Consider the following 19,152-nt stretch of genomic DNA (forward strand, 5'->3'; position numbering starts at 1 on the left):
TTATTATTGTCTGGTATGAACCCACCCACATTTCAACGCCGGCTGAGCTTTAACAAAAGCCTATACTCCGTGCTGAAAGAGGTACTGGGGTTACCTGTTTTTGAATTGTTATTATTCTTACGAAAGTCAACACTAGCACAGTCAACCGCCAGTTGCCGGGCCTGATAGAATCATCGAGCCTCCATAAAGAAAACCAGCGAGGGTTTCGATGGCAGATAAACTTTCCAGCCCAACTGTGGATAACTGGGCTAACCTGCTCTGGTCCTTGAACAGCACCGATATCCCCGCCACCGCACTAACGACAGGTAATCTTATCCACCTGCCCTGGTTACCTGAGGCGCGGCATAGGGCGTTACACGCTTATTTTTCTGGTGCAGAAGTAAAGCAACGGCTGGCGGGTGAGCTTGACGAGTATCTGCTGGAAATAGACCAACACAAACCCACTGGACGCCTCGGTGTCTACTTCGAGCGTCTCTGGTCTTTTGCCTTCCAACACCACCCCGACTACCAGCTGCTATATCAAAACTTACCCCTGCGCAGTGCCGGCAGAACCCTCGGTGAACTGGATTTTGTTGTACACCACCGGCCCAGTAACCGCTGCGAGCACTGGGAAATAGCGGTAAAGTTCTATCTCGGCTTACCCGGCCCCTTTTGGGTCGGGCCAGGCGTCAGGGACCGTTTGGATATTAAACTGAAGCGCATGGCGGAACACCAGTTACCCCTTGTCCAGCGCCAGTCGGTGCAACCTCTCTTAACCGCGTTGGGAATCCGCATTGAGCAACAATGGGCACGGATGCCAGGCCGGCTCTTTGAGCCCCTGAAAACCCTTAACATGGAAATAAATGGTAGCCAGCCCCTTCTGCACAGTCACTGGTGGGCCGACCTGGCAACGCTCCGAAACGTTTTAGAACAGGAAAGTGACACGCCGCTCCTGCGTTGGCAACAACTTCCCAAGCGCACATGGCTCGCTCCGGTACCACCAAGCGGGAGCAGAGGGATCGCTTTTGAGTCACTCTATAAAACTCTGGAAAAAGCTGACGTGGACCAACCGCTGTGTTTTGCCGTACAGGGCCTGGACGGCGAAACCAGTCGCGGCTTTATCGTTCCCACCCACTGGGCTCAGCGCGCATTGGCGAGCCTTCCCTCCTGACAAGAGTCCACCTGCTACCCGTATCACTCGGCGCACTGCTCTGCCCTTGCCCTCTGGTCACGCCCTATGCGTAGCCGCCACAAACGGAAAGAGCCGTACAATTTTTTTCCAAATATTTATTGACTTAGATCAATTAACATTTACAATTTTCAGAAATTTCTGAAAGTTAAGAATCTAATGAAACTTTCCAGTCAAGCTCAGGCCTTTGTGTTGCATTTTGGGGAGATGGGCAGCCGGTGGGGGTTTAATCGCACCGTCGGCCAGATGTTTGCCCTGCTGACCATCCACCCGGTCCCGCTAAATGCCGAGCAGCTCGCGCAGGCCCTAAAAATTAGCCGCGGTAATGTCAGTATGGGCCTCAAGGAGCTACAAGCCTGGCGCCTTGTTGAGCTGCAGCATCAACCGGGAGACCGCAAAGACTACTTCACCGCTGCAGGCTCTATTTGGGAGCTTGCCCGCACCGTATTCGAGGAGCGACGTAAACGCGAGTTGGACCCAACCCTGAGTCTCTTGCGCCAGCTATTGCTCAATGAGCCCCAGGATGAGCAGGATGCCCAGGCTCAGGAAAAAATTCAGGAGGTCTACAGCCTGCTGGAATTACTGGAGGAATTCGCCAACACCCTGAGCAAGCTGGAGCACGATGATCTCCTCAAGTTAATGAAGCTCGGATCCGGCATCATCAAGCTGCTGGAGCTGAAAAATAAAATGAGTGGAGGCAAGACCGCTCCCGATTAAAAGCGTGCCTGAAACACGCCTCGAGTGAAAAAGATTAACGGTATAGGGATATACCGCCGCCGGCCTCGCGTCGGTACACGCTCAAAAAATACCGGCGGGTCCATACTCCTGCAATGGTGTTTTACGGGCACCCCCAGACGGCTCGGGAAGAGTCGCTTGGTTATCTGGTTATAAAATTACTCCGGCCAGCAGAGGCTCCCATGCTAGACACTCTGATCCTCTCCAGAATACAGTTTGCCGCTAATATTAGTTTTCATATTCTCTTTCCCACTATCACCATCGCCCTCGCCTGGATCATCGTTTTTTTTAAACTGCGCTATGACCAGACCAATAATCCTGTTTGGATGCGCGCCTACCGGTTTTGGGTAAAAGTTTTTGCACTCACTTTCGCCCTAGGGGTTGTCAGTGGCATCACCATGTCCTTCCAGTTTGGAACTAACTGGCCGGGCTATATGGCTCGGGTTGGAAATATTGCCGGGCCGTTACTGGGTTACGAAGTACTCACCGCCTTTTTTCTCGAAGCCACTTTCCTAGGCATTATGCTGTTTGGCATTAAACGCGTGCCCAGTAAGGTCCACACTTTCTCGGCCTTTGTCGTTGCCGTTGGTACCACCCTTTCAGCCTTCTGGATCATCGCCCTCAATTCCTGGATGCAAACTCCCTCCGGGTTTGAGATGCGCGATGGAGTCGCCTTTCCAGAGAGCTGGCTGGCCATTATTTTTAATGCGTCCTTTCCCTATCGCCTGATCCATATGCTGCTGGCCTCAGGTCTCACCGCTGCGTTCTTTGTCGCGGGGATTTCCGCCTACCGAATACTCAAGGGTGACACCAAGCGTGCACCGCGACTAGCACTTAAAACCGGATTGGTCCTGGCGGCAGTATTTATCCCCATCCAGATATTTGTCGGCGACCTGCACGGTCTCAACACCTTCAAATATCAGCCGCAAAAAGTAGCCGCAATGGAAGGGCTGTGGGAAACCGAAAAAGGGGCTCCACTCCTACTGTTCGCGATCCCCGATGGCGAGAAAAAAACTAATCACTTTGAAATCGCTATCCCCAAAATGGCCAGCTTGATCCTCACCCATGATCTAAATGGCGAGGTGAAGGGTATCGAGGCATTCCCCGATGATCATCCCCCGGTGGCGCCGGTATTTTTCGCCTTTCGTATTATGATCGGGATGGGCCTATTAATGCTGACGGTGGCCTGGGGCGGATGCTACCTCCTGTGGCGACGCAAGGAGTTGCCACGCTGGGCGTTAAAAACTCTGGTCGCAATGACCTTTGCCGGATGGGTAGCCACCTTGGCCGGCTGGTATGTGACGGAAATTGGCCGCCAGCCCTGGTTGGTAACCGGAGTGCTAAAAACCGCAGACGCTGTGACGAAGATTCCCCCTTCGCATGTGGGCTTCTCTCTCACCCTCTACCTGACCGTCTATGTCATCCTGCTATTCGCCTATATCCACACCCTAAAGGTCATGGCATTGAAGTCAGTCAAAGTAGAGGAGTTTGAAACCGAGGAACCTCGCGCCGGGGGCAATTTGACCAACCTGCCAAAATCCACCCAAGAGTCATCCAAGGGGGACTCCCATGAATGAGGCCGCATCTTCCGCAGCCTACTGGCTACCCATTGTTTTTATTGGCCTCATGGGCCTCGCGGTTCTGGTATATGCCATCCTGGATGGCTACGACTTAGGGGTCGGTATTCTCCTTCCCCTGAGCGAGGAGGATGAAGCTGAGCGGGATACCATGATCGCCTCAATCGGTCCGTTTTGGGATGCCAATGAAACCTGGCTGGTACTCGCCATTGGCCTACTGCTTATCGCCTTCCCTATTGCCCACAACCTGGTGCTGATGCACCTCTATATTCCGGCAGCCATCATGCTGGTGGGATTGATTCTGAGAGGTGTGGCTTTTGACTTTCGCGCCAAGGCAGCCGTGGGACACAAGCTCGCCTGGGACCGGACCTTTAAGGGCGGCTCACTAACCACCAGCTTGGCCCAGGGTTATATGCTCGGGCAATATGTGATGGGGTTTACGCCGGGCTGGCAGGCTCAGCTCTTCTCTGCAGTAAGTGCCCTGGGTGTCACCGCGGCCTATAGTTATATGGGCTCGGCCTGGCTGGTTTTGAAAACCGAATCGCAACTGCAGGAGCGCGCGGTGCGCTGGGCCCGCCGAGCGGGTCGTGCAACGCTGCTCGGGGTGCTCGCTGTCTCGGCAATTAATCCGCTGGTGAACCCAACAGTCTTTGACCGCTGGTTTAGCTACCCACTGGTAATGTTCGTACTACTCATACCCACCCTGTGTTTCCTGGCATTTATCTTTAACGACATACTACTGGCCAGGCTGCCCAAGACCGGTGATCGACATTGCGCGGTGCCCTTCGCGATGGTGGTGACGATCTTCTTGATGTGCTTTACCGGCCTGGCATTCAGCTTCTTTCCCGACATAGTGCCGGGACAACTGAATATCTGGCAGGCCGCCAGTGCGACCGCTTCACTGAAATTCATCCTGGTGGGCGCCCTGATCGTAGTGCCGATTATTCTTATCTATACGGCTTTTTCCTACCGGGTGTTTCGCGGCAAAGCTACCGAACTTCACTACCATTAGGAAAATAAAATCCAACTGTGTGGGATAGTAACACTTAGCCAAAATCAATCCCCTAATGCGGAACTATCCCACAATTCGAACAAAATCCCCTTGCTCCCCGAAATTGGTACGATAATAATCATCAATTCCAGAAGACAATTTTTTACAAGGAAGTAAAGCGCACTTCTGGCGCTTGCCAACTGCGCTTGTCTAAGGGGAGGTGAATTTGAACCAAATCGATCGACGGGCTATTAGCCGGCGCGACACTGCTAGTCCGCGCAAACCACAACGTAAAAACGGCCGCGAGAAGTATGAAAAGCTTCTTGATGCGCTGGAAACACTCATTTCGGAGCAGGATTCTACCGATATCAGCCTCGCCAACCTGAGTCAGGTGGCCGGGGTGCCTGCTGCATCCGTTTACCACTTTTTCCCAAGTGTAGATGCCAGTCTGACCGCTTTGGCGGAGCGCCACTACAAGTCGTTTGGCGATGTCGTACTGGGGCACTCAGACTTCTCACCGGCAGAGAGCTGGCAGGATATGCTGTATCACCTGTGTGATTTAGTGCGCAGCTATTACGAAGATAATATATCTGCCTTAAAGGTGCATTATGGCCCACAATCCAGCTGGGCACTGCGCCAACTACAGATGGAAAATAACTGGCGCCTGGCAGATACCCTGATCAAGAACCTGTCTCGCGAGTTTGAGCTGCCTCCATCACAGGACTGGCGCGATCGCTTTATGTGCGCCATCAATATCAATGATTCATTCTGCTCCCAGGCGTATTCTCGCTTCGGCAGAATCACCGAAGAAGCTGCCGCTGAGGGCAAGCGGGCAGCCGCCGCTTACCTGAAACTGTACCTTGGAGAGCTTTTACAGCGACGTCAGTTGCGCTTTGCACCGCTGGAGGCCTCTGCCTAAAAGCCCAATAATTACTGGTTAAATTTTGGGTATAACCCACCTATAAGAGGCCCGGCAGAAAGAAATGCCGGGCTTTTTTGGTTACGCTTCTAACCTGGGGGGCAATTAACAAAATAAAATCTTCTTTTAATAGAAAGATAATGGCTTTGCTGATACCAAAAGTCGTCGATTTTTAACCAGGGATCTATTTCAGCTCGGCAAGCAGAAGAAATCTTTGCACCGCTCAACCACTCCTAGAAACATTCTTAAGAAGAACCCGGACATACCGGTATTTTCTGATGTGAAATGCCCCCTCGCAACCTAAAAGCTTTTGCTGTTAACCTCCTCCCTACGCAAGTGGCTTCACTTCGCTACAATTCCTTATCGCAGTAGCAATAGCCTCTATGTCAGCCTCCATGTCCCGATCTGAGCAGATTGTTTAGCGAGTAATGGAATTATTTAATTATTTTCTAGATTATTTTCTTATAAAGAAGCTGCACCCCCCGCCCCCAATTCAGAACATACGCTTTGAAGGCCTAATAATTTTCCCACCCAATAAACCATTTAAAACCGCAACAGAGTGTGGACCAGCCGCAAATAAACAGATAAGTCGCCTGACTTACTGAAAACTTCTTAACTGCACCTATGGGCTATCGCCAGGGAAAACAAATTACTCTCGAAAGCACAATGTGTGACCAGGCAGCCACCAACTAAACTTAAAGCATTGTTGTGAATGAATTGAGGGGAGATTTTCTATGTCCATCGCCGCGCATGAACTGGAGCTGGATTTTCCCGAGCACACCGACACCATCAAACGCTTAATCAAAGACGATATGGAATTCAAACTAGAAAATGATCAGTACCGCAAGCTGGACAAGCAGATTCGCGGACTTCAGGACAGTGGCATTGGCACTGATGACGAACATTATTCAAGCCTGAAAAAACAACGAGCCTACCTCAAGCAACACCTCTATAACCGCATTACCGACGGTACTACTCATCACTGATATTTGCGCAAAGAGTTGGCTGGATTTTGCCGGCGCCACCTCAATCCTCTAACCGTGTAAGACACTGAGTTAACCAAGTGGCCGTATGCAACTCTACCTGACCTACTCCTCTCCTTTTGCCCGCACGGCAAGAATCGTGGTGGAGGAACATAAATTACACTCCTGTATTAAGGAGTACTTTTCTCACCCGTTCCACGATCTGGAGGAATTGCTTTCCAGTAACCCCCTGGGTAAGGTTCCTTGCCTAACTCTCGATAATGGCAATGCCATTATGGATAGCGAAGTGATTTGTGCCTACCTGGACAAGCAACTGGGAGACGGCCACCTCAGCGCCGCCATCCAGAGCGACTGGGAGCTGAGAACCCTCTACAGTATTTCTTCGGGTCTGATGGAAGCCCTGGTACAAAGGCAAATGGAGAAGATTCGCGGGCGAGAAGACCTCCAATCGGACTTTTGGTGGCAGCGCTACAACCGGGCGATTAGCCGTACCCTGAACTATCTAGAAACCAGGGTATCCCTACTACCCGATCAATTCAGCCTGTTACATATCACCTTGGGTTCTGCGCTGTCCTACCTAGATTTTCGCCACGAAGATTTCGATTGGCGAGACGCGAGGCCGCAGCTAAACGCACTGGCGAGGACCCTCGAAGCCCGCGAGAGCTTCATTGCAACCCCCCTGCACGAATAGATACTTGATGTATTTTTAATCTTACAAGGCCTTCTAACCCGCCAGCCTATTTCTTTGGCATTCAATAAGTTCCAGCCACTTCTCATCGACATAAATACTTCTCTAAACTGTCATTTCTTCCCGCTAGCCTGAGCGCTTTTTTGGGGCCGAACCATGCCTGACCATTCAAAAAGCTCACTGTGGATACTTCTACACAGCACACTGGTAATAGGCGTGATTTGCAGTCTTTTCAGCGGGCTGCGTATCGCCACACTGAACAGGCCCACTGTTGCCTCTATTGAGGAGCTACTACCTCAGGGAGAAGTGCACAGTGTGCACTTCATCGGCGCAATCCTACTTTCCCTGATCGCCGTTGCGTATTTATGCTCGAGAGTCCTGCGTCACCATCAATCTAAGCAACACAATAGTTACCACAGCAAGAGAGTGACTTATCACAAAGTGGTTACCTGGGCAGGAATCGGTCTGATCGGGAGCGCACTGGTGAGTGGCTGGCTACTCTTCAGCGGAACTGGTGCGCTGCCGTTAGTTCGCACAGTTCACTTTTACACCGCCCTTGGGCTTGCTATTTATCTATTTCTGCATGCTGGCGTTTATCTGGCTCAGTCAGGGGTGAAAGCGCTGCAATACATCCTACGGCCCGTTGCCGCAAGACAAACTTGGTCCATTGTATTTTGCAGTCTTTTAATGACTTCTTTACTCGGTGGTTGGCTTTTCTTGAGAAAAGTCTCACTTCATCCGCTGCCCGTAGTCGCAATGTCCCCAGACACGGTGATCGATATTGATGGGTACGCCAATGAAGCCCAATGGGGAAAAGCAGAAATACTGCAAATTAGCACTGATGGCGGCGCCAATTTTTACCAGGGCAGTACCGATGTGCGTATCAAAGCCCTGCAAAATGGTCAGGAAATTTACTTCCATATTACCTGGCAAGATCCTTCGGAAAGCCTGGCCCACCTACCCCTGAAAAAAACCAATAGCGGTTGGAAAATTCAACAACAGGGCTTTGACTCTTTTGATGAGCGCCAATACTACGAGGATAAATTTGCCATTTTACTCTCGAACCATTGCGACTTTGCCGGCGCCGGCACCGCTCATCTGGGACGCTCGCCGCTGCCGGACAAGCCGGCCAACTGGCACGGCAAGGGCTATCACTACAGTCCTACAGGGCAACTGCATGACCTGTGGCACTGGAAGGCGGTGCGCACCAATAAAATGGTTCTGGCGGATGATAACTATATCGGTGCGGCGGATAAAGTTCGCGCGGGCCAGCGCCGCTATACCGCCGGTTATCAGCAGGATGGTAAGGAGTCTGGCGCCTACCGGATGAATTGGAAATGGTATTCCTCCGAAGCCATCACCCCCAAACGCCTCCCCCGTGATGTGAACCGATTGGCGCCCTATCAGCAAACCAGCCAAAATCAAACGCTGGACTGGACCATTTCCTGGTTTGATTACCAACCCTATTCGAAAGAGAGCGATCAGGTCCCTACGGGCACTCTAATGCCCTCGGTACTTTATACCTCCAACCGCTTCGAGGGCGATCGCGCAGATGTTCGCGCAAAAGGCATTTGGAAAGATGGCCATTGGTCCCTCGAATTAGTGCGTAAGCTGAATACCCAATCCCCTCAGGATATCGCCATCAAAGATGGCATCTGCATGTGGGTCTCCGCCTTTGATCGCGCGCAAGTTGCCCACACCCGGCATACCAGAGCTATCCAATTGCACCTGGGTAAAACGCTATGATGACACGCTTTTTTTTGCTTTTTTTTCTACCCGCAATCCTACTCGGCGCCGCCATTATCCACACGCCCCAAGCGCCTCAACCGCCGCAATATCACCTGTTTAAAGTGAATAGCAAGGGGAAAGCGATCAATGCCTGGGATGGTCCTTGGGCTTGTGTGTGTGACAGCCGCAGCGGTTTGTTGTGGGAAGTGAAAACAGACAATGAGGATACACACGATGGGCGCTGGACCTATTCGCGCTTTCTGCAAAACCAGGGCGTTCCCAATAACGGGGATTGTTACTTTGAAGCCGATCGCTGTGATACCGAGGATTTAATACACCACACCAATCGGGAAAAGCTCTGCGGCACAAATCACTGGCGCCTACCCACGTCTACCGAATTGCGTTCGCTGGTGACCACAGAAGTAAAACCCGGAAGCCCGAGTATCGAAACCGGGTACTTCCCTAAAACCCAGCGCGGTGATTATTGGAGCAGCGATGGGAATCTTCCATTAAAAGGTGTGTACCGCTACTTGAAGGTTGGCGGTGCCGCAATAAATTTTATAAATGGGCAGACCATCACAATTCCCTATCGCAATGCCGCCTTTACACGCTTGGTAACCAATCGTTCAAGCGTCTGTCACATCACGCATCAATAATTCCCGCGCGCCGCCGACCTGCAACTGTCCCCTCCAGGCTGTGGCGCTCTCACAAGCACAGGTCCCCATGTTCAAAGGAAGCCCTCCCATGAGACGATATTTCGGCCGCGCACTCACCGCCTCGGCGCTATTGCTGGCAATAGACGCCAGCGCCGACACTAAACACTACCGCCTCGCCTGGGATGGCGATGCCTCCAACAGTGCAGTAATCGGTTTCTCTCCCGATGGCAGCAGCACCAATCCCTATATCAGTTACGGTTACTCCACCAACGAAAACAGCTGGAACAGCGCATTTGTCAGCAATAGCGAAACCTTCGACGGCGGAATCACCAGCCACTTTGTGCGCTTACAAAATCTGAATGCGGATTCCCCAGTCTATTTCCGTGTATGCGACCAGAGTGGTTGCGGAGAGCGCTTTTGGTTCAAAACCGCTCCAGTAGAAAAATCGCCCTTCGTCGTGGTGGCCGGTGGCGATACCCGTACAGGCCATACCACGCGCCGCCAAGGCAATGCGCTGCTGGCCAAGATTCGCCCCCTTGCGGTGATGCACGGCGGCGACTTTACCAATGCCAATAGCGCCTCGGAAATGCGCGAGTTCCTCGATGACTGGGCGCTGACCTACTCCAGCGATACGATCGATGGCTACAGCTATAAGCGTATCTATCCATTGATCCCCACCCATGGCAATCACGAAGACGACAACTACTCAAGCATCTGCGAAGTCTTTGGCGTTGATTTCAATGGTGATGGCGACTGCTCACCCAGTGATACTTACGGCGCGGTACAAATATCACCACTGTTACGGGTGTACACTTTGAATAGCCAGTTCCAGAGTAGCGGCTGGTCTTCTTACGCGAGTGCCATGAACAACTGGCTGGCGGCCGATTTATCCAGTTACGGCAGCGCCACCCAATGGCGTTTCGCCCAGTATCACAAGCCCATGTTCCCCCACTATAGCGGCAAGTCCGACAACCCAACCCTGTTTAATTGGTGGGCGCAGTCATTTTACGATTACGCCATGAACCTGGTAGTGGAATCCGACACCCACCTTACCAAGATGACCGAGGCCGTGATACCCAGTGGCAATAACTTTTCTACCACCATCAACGGCGGCACTGTTTATGTCGGGGAAGGCAGCTGGGGAGCGCCGGCCCGCTCGGCCAACGATGCCAAATCCTGGACCATTGATATGGCCAGTATTCAGCAGTTCAAAGTCATCCAGGTGAGCGAAGCGGGGCTGGTAGTTCGCACCGCACAATTCGATGACAGCGCAGAAACCCTATCTTGGGAGGAGCGCGCAGCCGATCCAATGATCCTGCCAGATAATGTGAATTGGTGGACCGCCAACCGCTTAGGGGAAGCCATGACACTGGTGGCCAACAGTGCAGGCCGCAGTGTGATCGAAGAGGACTCAGATAACGGCGGCAGCTTTTCCCTGCCGGTGACTGATGATGTCTATATCTCTTCCCGCTACGCCTCAAGTAATTTTGACGGGGATTCTGATGGACTCCTTGTCGATGGCAGTGATTCCACCTACGGCACCCTCTACACACTGATTAAGTTTGACCTTTCCAACCTCTCCGGCTGCTCTTCCATCCGCTCTGCCACCCTGGAGCTGAATATCACCGATCGCTCAGGCAGCACCTTCGGTATTTATCAGGCAGCCAGTGACTGGAATGAAGAGAGCACCACCTGGAATTCTGTGAGCGGCTCCTCGGTGCGCGGCAACCTAGCCGAGAGTTTTGTGCCTTTTTATAAGGGGATAGAAAGTATTGATCTACTCTCTTCTGGGCTGATTGACAGTTGGCTGAGCGGTACAAATACCGGTCTTGTGATTGCCCCACGCATTGGCAGCAACGGAATGGATTCCACCTCCAAGGAAACCGGTATGTCACCAGCGCTAAAAATAGAGGCCAGCTGCAACAACTTGGCCACGGGAGCTCTGCCGGCAGCCCAGCCCCTAAAACAAGCAGGCCTCACATTTCGGCGACCATCGACTGATATAAAACCCACGTTATTGCTGCCAGCTTTTCCTAGCACCACCCGCTTAGGGGGTCACAAGATTGAAATTCCGGTCAAACTTGTCGAAGAGTCGGCCAAACTGGATCAGGGCCAGGGGGTTGCCGCGCACCTTTAATCGGCCCTCTTTAATCATGGTGGGCGCACCGACCAAGCCACTGAACATCATGCGTAGGTCGGTGCTGCTCAATGCCAGACTGGCGGAAGGGTCTTCACTGTGACGATTTGGATAACCGTGCAAGACCCCATTTTTGACCACCACCAAATATTTTTCATCGATGTCCGTCATCTCTATATTTAGGCGGATATCTGCATTCGCCGCTTTTTCGCCATTGAGTCGTACGGCCATGGCATCGAATAAAAGTTGCAGGGGCACACGCGCAACAATTTCTTCCGGGGGACGCATTTCTTCACGAAACTCGACACCATGGCGCAACTCCCTGGCACCACTTAAATAAAAATTACGCCAAATACCGGACTCCGCCTGATAACCCAGTTGCTCAAAAGTATCCGCTAATAGATAGCGAGCCGCGTGATGCTCCGGCTCGGCAAAAACCAGATGCTTTAACACCATCGCGACCCAGCGATAATCACCTCGGACAAAGTCCTTTTGCGCCCGCGCCATAATCGCATCCCGCCCCCCCATATACTCCACATAACGAAGCGCCGCCTCTTCCTGCGGCAGCGGATAGAGGTTGGCTGGGTTACCATCGAAATAACCCAGGTAGCGGTTATAAACTGCTTTAGCGCCAACATTGACCGTACCGTAATATCCCCGGTTGGCCCAAGTGTGAGACAGTGCCTCCGGCAGTTGCAACTGCTCGGCAATTTCCACCATATCGTGACCATGGTTAGCCAAACGCAGTGTCTGATCGTGGATATATTTATACAGATCACGCTGTTTGGCCAAATAATTCATGGCCTCCGAGTTTCCCCAGGTGGGCCAGTGGTGACTGCTAAAAACCACCTCCGTACGTTCACCAAATTTTTCCATGGCGTGCTCGATATACCGACTCCAAGCCTGGGCGTCACGAGTTTTAGCACCGCGCAGGGTGTAGAGATTATGCAGCGTATGATTCGCAATCTCACTCATGCATAGGGCATTAAACTGGGGAAAGAAAAATACCATCTCGGTCGGGGCCTCAGCCCCTGGGGTGTTGATAAATACGATATCCACACCGTCAATTTTCATCTTCGCTCCCGACTCGGGAATAACCCGGGTCGGGGTGGCAATACCATGCTCACCATCGGATACGCGATTGCCAAGTCCAGAAGACACAAAGCCTTCCGGGCTGGAAGGCAGTAAATCCCCAAACTGGTACAGCGCGCGGCGTTGCATCACATTACCCGAGCGCACATTTTCACTGATGGCCTCCGCAGAAAACCCTTTTGGTGCAATAATATCCACAGACCCATTTGCCAGCTGCTGCATGGAAAGGACCCCCGCCACACCGGCAAAATGGTCGGCGTGACTATGGGTAAAAATCACCGCACTTACGGGCCGCTCCCCCAGTTCCCTATTCGCCAGGGCCAATCCAGCCGCCGCGGTTTCCATTGATGTCAGGGGATCAATAATGATCCATCCGCTCTCCCCCTGAACCAGGGTCATATTAGCCAGATCCAGCGAGCGTATCTGATAAATGCCCTCCACGACTTCGAATAAGCCATTATTCAAGGCATTTAGCTGAGCCTGCCGCCACAGGCTGGGATTCACCGTATCCTCTGCCGCCCCCTCAAGAAATTGCATCTGCGCCAGGCCATAGACTTCCCGCCCCATAGCATTTTTTATCTGCGCACCGGGAATCGTGGCGATGAACCCGCGCTTGGCCAGATGAAAGTCCAGGTCATCCGAGAAGGGCAGCTGCTCGGTCAAAGCCCGGTTATGAGCGACAGTGGCGCGACTTGCAGGTTTAACCTGATCATTTAACTCGCCCGTATTTTTTTGTAGGTCTTCACTACAGGCCAGCAAAAGTACAGAAAGCAATCCTAGAAGTAGAAAAAAGCGCATAAAGAATCTCCTTATATAACCCAGCCCGAGGCTCTACCTGGACAATAAAATGGCGAACGGGCGATTCTACCTATAGCGCCACAGCTCAATTTTACGCATTAAGGTAATTTATTTTTGAATCACACATCGAAAGCGTTCGCTCTCTACCCCCTGAATACCACTATTTCCAACACATTCAGAGAGCTCATTAGAAAACCTGCGCCAAATTCAACCTCCTTGGGGTTTATTCGATGATTAGTGCCCCACAAAAATAAAGCACGCCAAAAAACACAGCAGTGAAGGCTGGATTCAAAAGCGATAAAGACTATTGACTGAAAAATAAAAAGAACGAAAAGTGCAAGGGTATAAAAACGTAACGCGAGTACTATAAAGAAACAGAAAAACAAGAAAGAATACAATAAAGTATTTTTTGATCGATATTTTTTATTTATTTTTTTACAGTGAAATCACGGCATACTCTACAAAACCGTTTACTGGAACTCGCAATAACCGCGTCGCCAATATAGTCTATACATTCCCTTTGACTTCGGCGGTGAAGGCTCGGAAATAGCCGTGGTCTGCATTTCTTATCGAATGGAGATGATTGTAATGCAATTAAAGACATCTACGGTCAGAGTCGCCCTAACCATCACGATGGCTCTATTGGCGCCTGGAGTATTCGCCACCGAAGAGGAGGTTGTGACAGATCAGATAATCCACAAAGGCCCCACAGAATACCAACCAAAACCCAACCAGTTCTGGTGGCCCAATCAGCTGGACCTTCGCCCATTACGTCAGCACTCTCCAAAATCCAACCCGCTGGGAGAAGACTTTAATTACTCCGAGGCGTTTAAAACGCTCGATCTCAAAGCGGTCAAAAGTGACATTGAATCCTTGTTGAAAACATCCCAGGCCTGGTGGCCGGCCGACTATGACCACTATGGTCCCTTTATGATTCGCATGGCCTGGCATAGCGCCGGCACCTATCGTATTAACGATGGCCGCGGCGGAGCCGGGGGTGCCCAGCAACGCTTTGACCCATTGAACAGTTGGCCCGATAACGCCAATCTGGATAAAGCTCGGCGTCTACTCTGGCCCATTAAACAGAAATATGGCGCCAAACTATCTTGGGCCGACCTCATGGTACTCACCGGAAATGTGGCCTTGGAATCTATGGGTTTCGAAACCTACGGTTTTGCCGGCGGCCGCGTGGACGACTGGGAGCCCGACCTAGTCTACTGGGGGCCGGAAACCAAAATGCTGGCCGATGAGCGCTATACCGGCAATCGCCAACTCGAGAGGCCCTTGGCCGCCGTACAAATGGGGCTGATCTATGTAAACCCAGAGGGCCCCAACGGTAATCCCGATCCCAAGGCGGCAGCCATCGATATCCGTGAAACCTTTGCCCGCATGGCCATGAATGATGAGGAGACCGTTGCACTCATCGCGGGTGGGCATACCTTTGGCAAGGCTCACGGTGCCGTTAAAGTAGACTGCTTAGGCCCAGAGCCAGCAGCAGCCCCCATCGAGCAACAGGGCCTCGGCTGGAAAAACAAATGTGGCAAAGGTAACGCCGATGACACCATGACCTCTGGGCTTGAGGGAGCCTGGTCGGCCGCCCCCATCAATTGGAGCCAGCAATACCTGGACAATCTGTTCAAATTTAACTGGGTAAAAACCAAGAGTCCCGCAGGTGCAGTACAGTGGATACCCGATGATTCCGCTGCAGCCAACCTAGTCCCCGATGCCTTCGATCAAAACAAGCGCCATGCGCCGATCATGTTTACCACCGATTTATCGTTAAAGTTTGATCCCAGTTACCGGGAGATCGCCAAGCGGTTCCAGGAAAACCCGGAGGCGTTCAAACGTGCCTTCGCCAAGGCTTGGTACAAACTGACCCACCGCGATATGGGCCCCCGTGCCCGCTATCTGGGTATGGAAGTTCCCAAAGAGGATCTGATCTGGCAGGACCCAGTGCCCAAAGTTGATTACCCCCTGATAAATGACAAGGATATTACCCAGCTGAAAGCCAAAATCCTCTCTTCAGGATTGTCCGTCCCCGAGCTGGTAAGAACTGCCTGGGGCTCTGCATCGACCTTCCGCGGTTCAGACAAGCGCGGGGGAGCAAACGGAGCACGCATCCGCCTAGAACCCCAAAAAGAATGGCCGGTGAATGACCCAGAGGAACTCGCCAAAGTGCTGGCACAATTGGAAAAAGTGCAACAGGAATTTAACAGTACTCAGTCTGATGGCAAGAAGGTTTCTCTTGCTGATTTAATTGTTCTTGGCGGCTCTGCGGCTGTAGAGAAGGCTGCCGCAGATGGCGGACAAAAAATCACCGTCCCCTTCAAACCGGGCCGGACGGATGCGACCCAGCAACAGACCGATGTCAACTCTATCGCCATGCTGGAGCCCACCGCTGATGGTTTCCGCAATTACTTCAGCAAAGATAACAGCCGCACACCCACCGAGATGCTAGTGGACCGCGCCAGCCTGTTAACACTTAGTGTACCGGAAATGACCGTACTGATTGGTGGTATGCGATCGCTCAATGCCAATACTGATGGATCACCAAATGGAGTTTTAACCAGCCGTCCAGGCACCTTAACCAACGACTTTTTCGTCAACCTGTTGGATATGTCTACGGTATGGAAAAAATCGGACAAAGCAGAGGGTGTGTATGAGGGCAGTGATCGTAAAACCGGTAAAGTTAAATGGACGGCAACGCCGGTGGATCTGATATTTGGCTCCAACTCTGAACTTAGGGCAATTGCCGAAGTTTATGCTTTCAATGATTCCCAGGGAAAATTTACTCAGGATTTTGCCAAGGCCTGGACAAAGGTAATGAATCTTGACCGTTTTGATATAACCAACCAATAAATAGAAAACTACATTCCAATCATTTTTATCTGGCAAACCGGCATAAGGACCGGTTTGCCTTTGCTCCCCCAGTCCATAAAAAATTCCACATCAGTCTAGACTTGTAAAATTTTTCCCCAACAAAAAACCTAAGTGAGAGGCTTGTATACCCCTTACATTTCGATACCCAGCCGGGGATAAGTATCACTACAAAATTCAGCACAAGCCACCCTATTGAAAGACTAGCTATACAGCCCTCAGAGGATTTTTTCACCCATCAGTCACAGCTTCTCAAAAGAGAGAACCCCTGTAAAAAGCAATCAACAGGCGCACAAAATTAAACTCAAAATGAGATAGCAAAAATTAACGCTGAGACAATACGAAAGATGGCGGGAAGGATTAAAATAAAAAGCCGACACTAGCAGAGCAAACTGCTAACTATTTATCCAGCAGTCGGGAGTATCCACTCAACGGCTGCCGGATAAATAACAGAAGGTAAAACTAACAATTAGCTATCGCTGCGCAAGTGTCTATCGAAGAAATCTTTGATCATGGTGTACTGGTGAATACGGGTCTGCTTACCTCGCAGACTATGTTTTTTGCCAGGATAGGTCATTAACTCAAACTGTTGACCATTATCCTGTAACTGCTTAATTAGCCGAGTGGTATTAGTGAACAAAACATTGTCATCCGCCATACCGTGATAGATCAACAAAGAGCCCTTGAGTCCGTCAGTATAGGGGAAAACCGAGGAGGCCTGATAAGCATCCGAATCAGTATTAGGGTTACCCATATAACGCTCAGTATAGTGGGTATCATAAAGGGCCCAGTCTGTAACCGGTGCGCCCGAAACTCCGGCCTTAAAGTAATCGCCCGCTTTAAACATACTCATAAGAGCCATATAGCCCCCATAACTATGCCCATAAATACCGATATTTTTACTATCCACGTAAGGTAGAGAGCGTAAATATTTCACCCCGGCAACCTGATCTTCAACCTCTGGACCACCCATGTTTTTGAATATAGGATTTTCAAAGGCCGTTCCTCTATTTGCAGAACCGCGATTATCCAAAGAAAAGACAATGTAGCCCTGCTGCGCCATAAATTGATTGAAGGCTTTATCCCAACTATTGGTGACAACCTGTGCGTGGGGACCACCATAGACATACACCATTACAGGATAACGCTTACCGGCATCAAAATGTCTCGGCTTGTACAGGCGATAATTGAGCCGATGCCCCTGAGACCCTTTGATAGAACCGAACTCCGGGGCAACCCAATCGGACTTATAAGGATATAGGGGATGCTCCTTAACAACCGCATTTTCTTCAAGCCAAGTCACCCGTTCACCATCCGTACGATGTAGGCTGACCTGCGGTGGTGTATTCACATTGGAGAACTTATCGATATAACCCGAAGCATCTTTGGCGAATTCAATATTATGCATACCATTTGCCTTGGAGATCCGCTGTATCCCCCCCCTTTCGTTTAAAGCCATTCGATATAAATGTCGCTCTATAGACGTATCTTTGCGCCCCGTGAAATATATCAAGCCCTTTTTATCATCGACTGCCTCAAGCTCATCCACCACCCAATGACCTTGGGTTAGCTGAGTTAACAGCTTGCCGTTAAGATTGTACAAATAGAGGTGTTTGTAACCATCTCTCTCCGAAGACCAAATAAATTGATCTTTACCCTCAAGAAAGTAGAGATCGTCACTCAAGTTTACCCAGGTATCACTGGACTCACCTAGCAGAGTCTTACTTGTATTGCTTTGCAAATCAAAAGCTCGAAGTTCCAGCTTCCGCTGATTTCGAGATTGCCACTGAAAAGTCAGCAGGTTTTTGTGTGCCCATTGCACCCGGGGAATATAAATATCCTGGTTATCACCCAGGTTGATCCAGCGCGTTTTTCCAGACTCAACGTCCAATATGCCTAACCGAATTTTTACATTGGCCTTACCCGCAGCTGGATAGCGCTGCTGAATCATTTCAATACGATCCGCATAGATTTCACTGCGGGTCAGTTCATCCACAGGAGATTCATCCACTTGTAGAAAAGCAATATGGCGGTCATCTGGTGACCACCAATAACCGGTCATTCGGCCCATTTCCTCCTGGGCGACAAATTCAGCCATACCATTTTTAATCGGCCCCTTGCCATCCAGGGTCAATTGTCGTTCTTGTGCATTTTTTAAATCGACCAGGTGAATATTTTGTTCACGAATAAAAGATACATACCGACCACTGGGTGAAACTCGCACATCGGTTTCAAAGGCGTCTGTATCCGTCAGCCTCTGTGCCGTCTTTTTATTAAGATCGTAGTAATAAATATCCCCAGCCAGCGGGAACAATAGAGCTTGCCCGTCCTCAGACCAGTTGTACTCCATAATTCCACTGCCATAGATACGCTGGCGTTCGCGCCGAGCCTTCTCCTCATCCGACAGGATTTCATGACCGCGGTGCAGACTGTCGGAATTTACCAGTATTCGGGATTCCCCATCGGCAATATTGTATTCCCACAAATCATACCGGTTGTAATCTTCCTCACGACCTTTCAGATAAGTCACTCGACTCCCATCGGGGGAGTACTCCAGGGCCCGCGGGGCAGAACCACTCAAAGCAGGATCTGAGAATATTCTTTCAATGGTCAGTGGTTCAGCGGTACAAATACCCACGAAAGCACCACCAAGCAGGGCCAGAAGTGTTCTTTTCATAGTTGCTCTTAATTTTATATTTTCACTACGGTACTCGGTTTTCAACCGAATCGCCGCTGGTGAATTGAGTAAAGTTCTAACATCAACTTATTTAATACTTGGCGATTTTACAATGTAATATGCACC

Annotated in this window: 13 protein-coding genes; 11 read left to right on the forward strand and 2 right to left on the reverse strand. The window is 50.8% G+C overall.

Translation table 11 applies throughout. The features are described from left to right. The first annotated feature begins 208 nt into the window (after positions 1-208). The 10 genes from Q1A69_RS00865 (at position 209) to Q1A69_RS00910 (ending at position 11,582) form a co-directional block, all read left to right on the forward strand. On the forward strand, positions 209-1,150 hold the full coding sequence (locus tag Q1A69_RS00865; protein WP_299579644.1) for a DUF1853 family protein: 942 nt from the start codon (positions 209-211) through the stop codon (positions 1,148-1,150). Between the two features lie 177 nt (positions 1,151-1,327). Further along, the gene (locus tag Q1A69_RS00870) at positions 1,328-1,885 is read left to right on the forward strand and encodes a GbsR/MarR family transcriptional regulator (RefSeq protein ID WP_299579647.1); all 558 of its coding nucleotides are present in this window, start codon (positions 1,328-1,330) and stop codon (positions 1,883-1,885) included. A gap of 200 nt (positions 1,886-2,085) precedes the next feature. Beyond that, positions 2,086-3,480: a cytochrome ubiquinol oxidase subunit I gene (locus tag Q1A69_RS00875; protein WP_299579650.1), complete on the forward strand. Its 1,395-nt coding sequence runs from the start codon at positions 2,086-2,088 to the stop codon at positions 3,478-3,480. Then, on the forward strand, positions 3,473-4,492 hold the full coding sequence (locus tag Q1A69_RS00880; protein ID WP_299579653.1) for a cytochrome d ubiquinol oxidase subunit II: 1,020 nt from the start codon (positions 3,473-3,475) through the stop codon (positions 4,490-4,492). The genes Q1A69_RS00875 and Q1A69_RS00880 overlap by 8 nt, the downstream gene beginning before the upstream one ends. 205 nt (positions 4,493-4,697) lie before the next feature. Then, positions 4,698-5,390, forward strand: a complete 693-nt coding sequence (locus Q1A69_RS00885; protein WP_299579655.1) for a TetR/AcrR family transcriptional regulator — start codon at positions 4,698-4,700, stop codon at positions 5,388-5,390. Between the two features lie 734 nt (positions 5,391-6,124). Then, positions 6,125-6,376, forward strand: a complete 252-nt coding sequence (locus Q1A69_RS00890) for a YdcH family protein (protein ID WP_299579658.1) — start codon at positions 6,125-6,127, stop codon at positions 6,374-6,376. An 85-nt stretch (positions 6,377-6,461) separates the two neighbouring features. After that, complete coding sequence (locus tag Q1A69_RS00895) at positions 6,462-7,064, forward strand: glutathione S-transferase family protein (RefSeq protein ID WP_299579661.1); 603 nt, start codon at positions 6,462-6,464, stop codon at positions 7,062-7,064. A 153-nt stretch (positions 7,065-7,217) separates the two neighbouring features. After that, complete coding sequence (locus Q1A69_RS00900) at positions 7,218-8,807, forward strand: ethylbenzene dehydrogenase-related protein (protein ID WP_299579664.1); 1,590 nt, start codon at positions 7,218-7,220, stop codon at positions 8,805-8,807. Next, on the forward strand, positions 8,804-9,445 hold the full coding sequence (locus Q1A69_RS00905; protein WP_299579667.1) for a DUF1566 domain-containing protein: 642 nt from the start codon (positions 8,804-8,806) through the stop codon (positions 9,443-9,445). Before Q1A69_RS00900 ends, Q1A69_RS00905 begins: the two co-directional genes overlap by 4 nt. An 88-nt stretch (positions 9,446-9,533) precedes the next feature. Further along, a complete protein-coding gene (locus tag Q1A69_RS00910; RefSeq protein WP_299579670.1) occupies positions 9,534-11,582 on the forward strand; it encodes a DNRLRE domain-containing protein in 2,049 nt (682 codons plus the stop codon). Here Q1A69_RS00910 and Q1A69_RS00915 read toward each other — a convergent pair. After that, on the reverse strand, positions 11,493-13,472 hold the full coding sequence (locus Q1A69_RS00915) for an alkyl sulfatase dimerization domain-containing protein (RefSeq protein WP_299579673.1): 1,980 nt from the start codon (positions 13,470-13,472) through the stop codon (positions 11,493-11,495). The two genes, Q1A69_RS00910 and Q1A69_RS00915, sit on opposite strands and share 90 nt — an antisense overlap. A gap of 588 nt (positions 13,473-14,060) precedes the next feature. Here Q1A69_RS00915 and katG point away from each other — a divergent pair. Continuing rightward, positions 14,061-16,331 (forward strand): catalase/peroxidase HPI, encoded by a 2,271-nt coding sequence (gene katG, locus Q1A69_RS00920; protein WP_299579676.1) that lies wholly within the window; start codon positions 14,061-14,063, stop codon positions 16,329-16,331. A gap of 487 nt (positions 16,332-16,818) precedes the next feature. Here the strand turns inward: katG and Q1A69_RS00925 are convergent, their stop codons facing one another. After that, positions 16,819-19,026 (reverse strand): DPP IV N-terminal domain-containing protein, encoded by a 2,208-nt coding sequence (locus Q1A69_RS00925; RefSeq protein ID WP_299579679.1) that lies wholly within the window; start codon positions 19,024-19,026, stop codon positions 16,819-16,821. Positions 19,027-19,152 lie beyond the last annotated feature (126 nt).

The organism is uncultured Microbulbifer sp., assembly GCF_947498635.1.
Lineage (GTDB): Bacteria > Pseudomonadota > Gammaproteobacteria > Pseudomonadales > Cellvibrionaceae > Microbulbifer > Microbulbifer echini.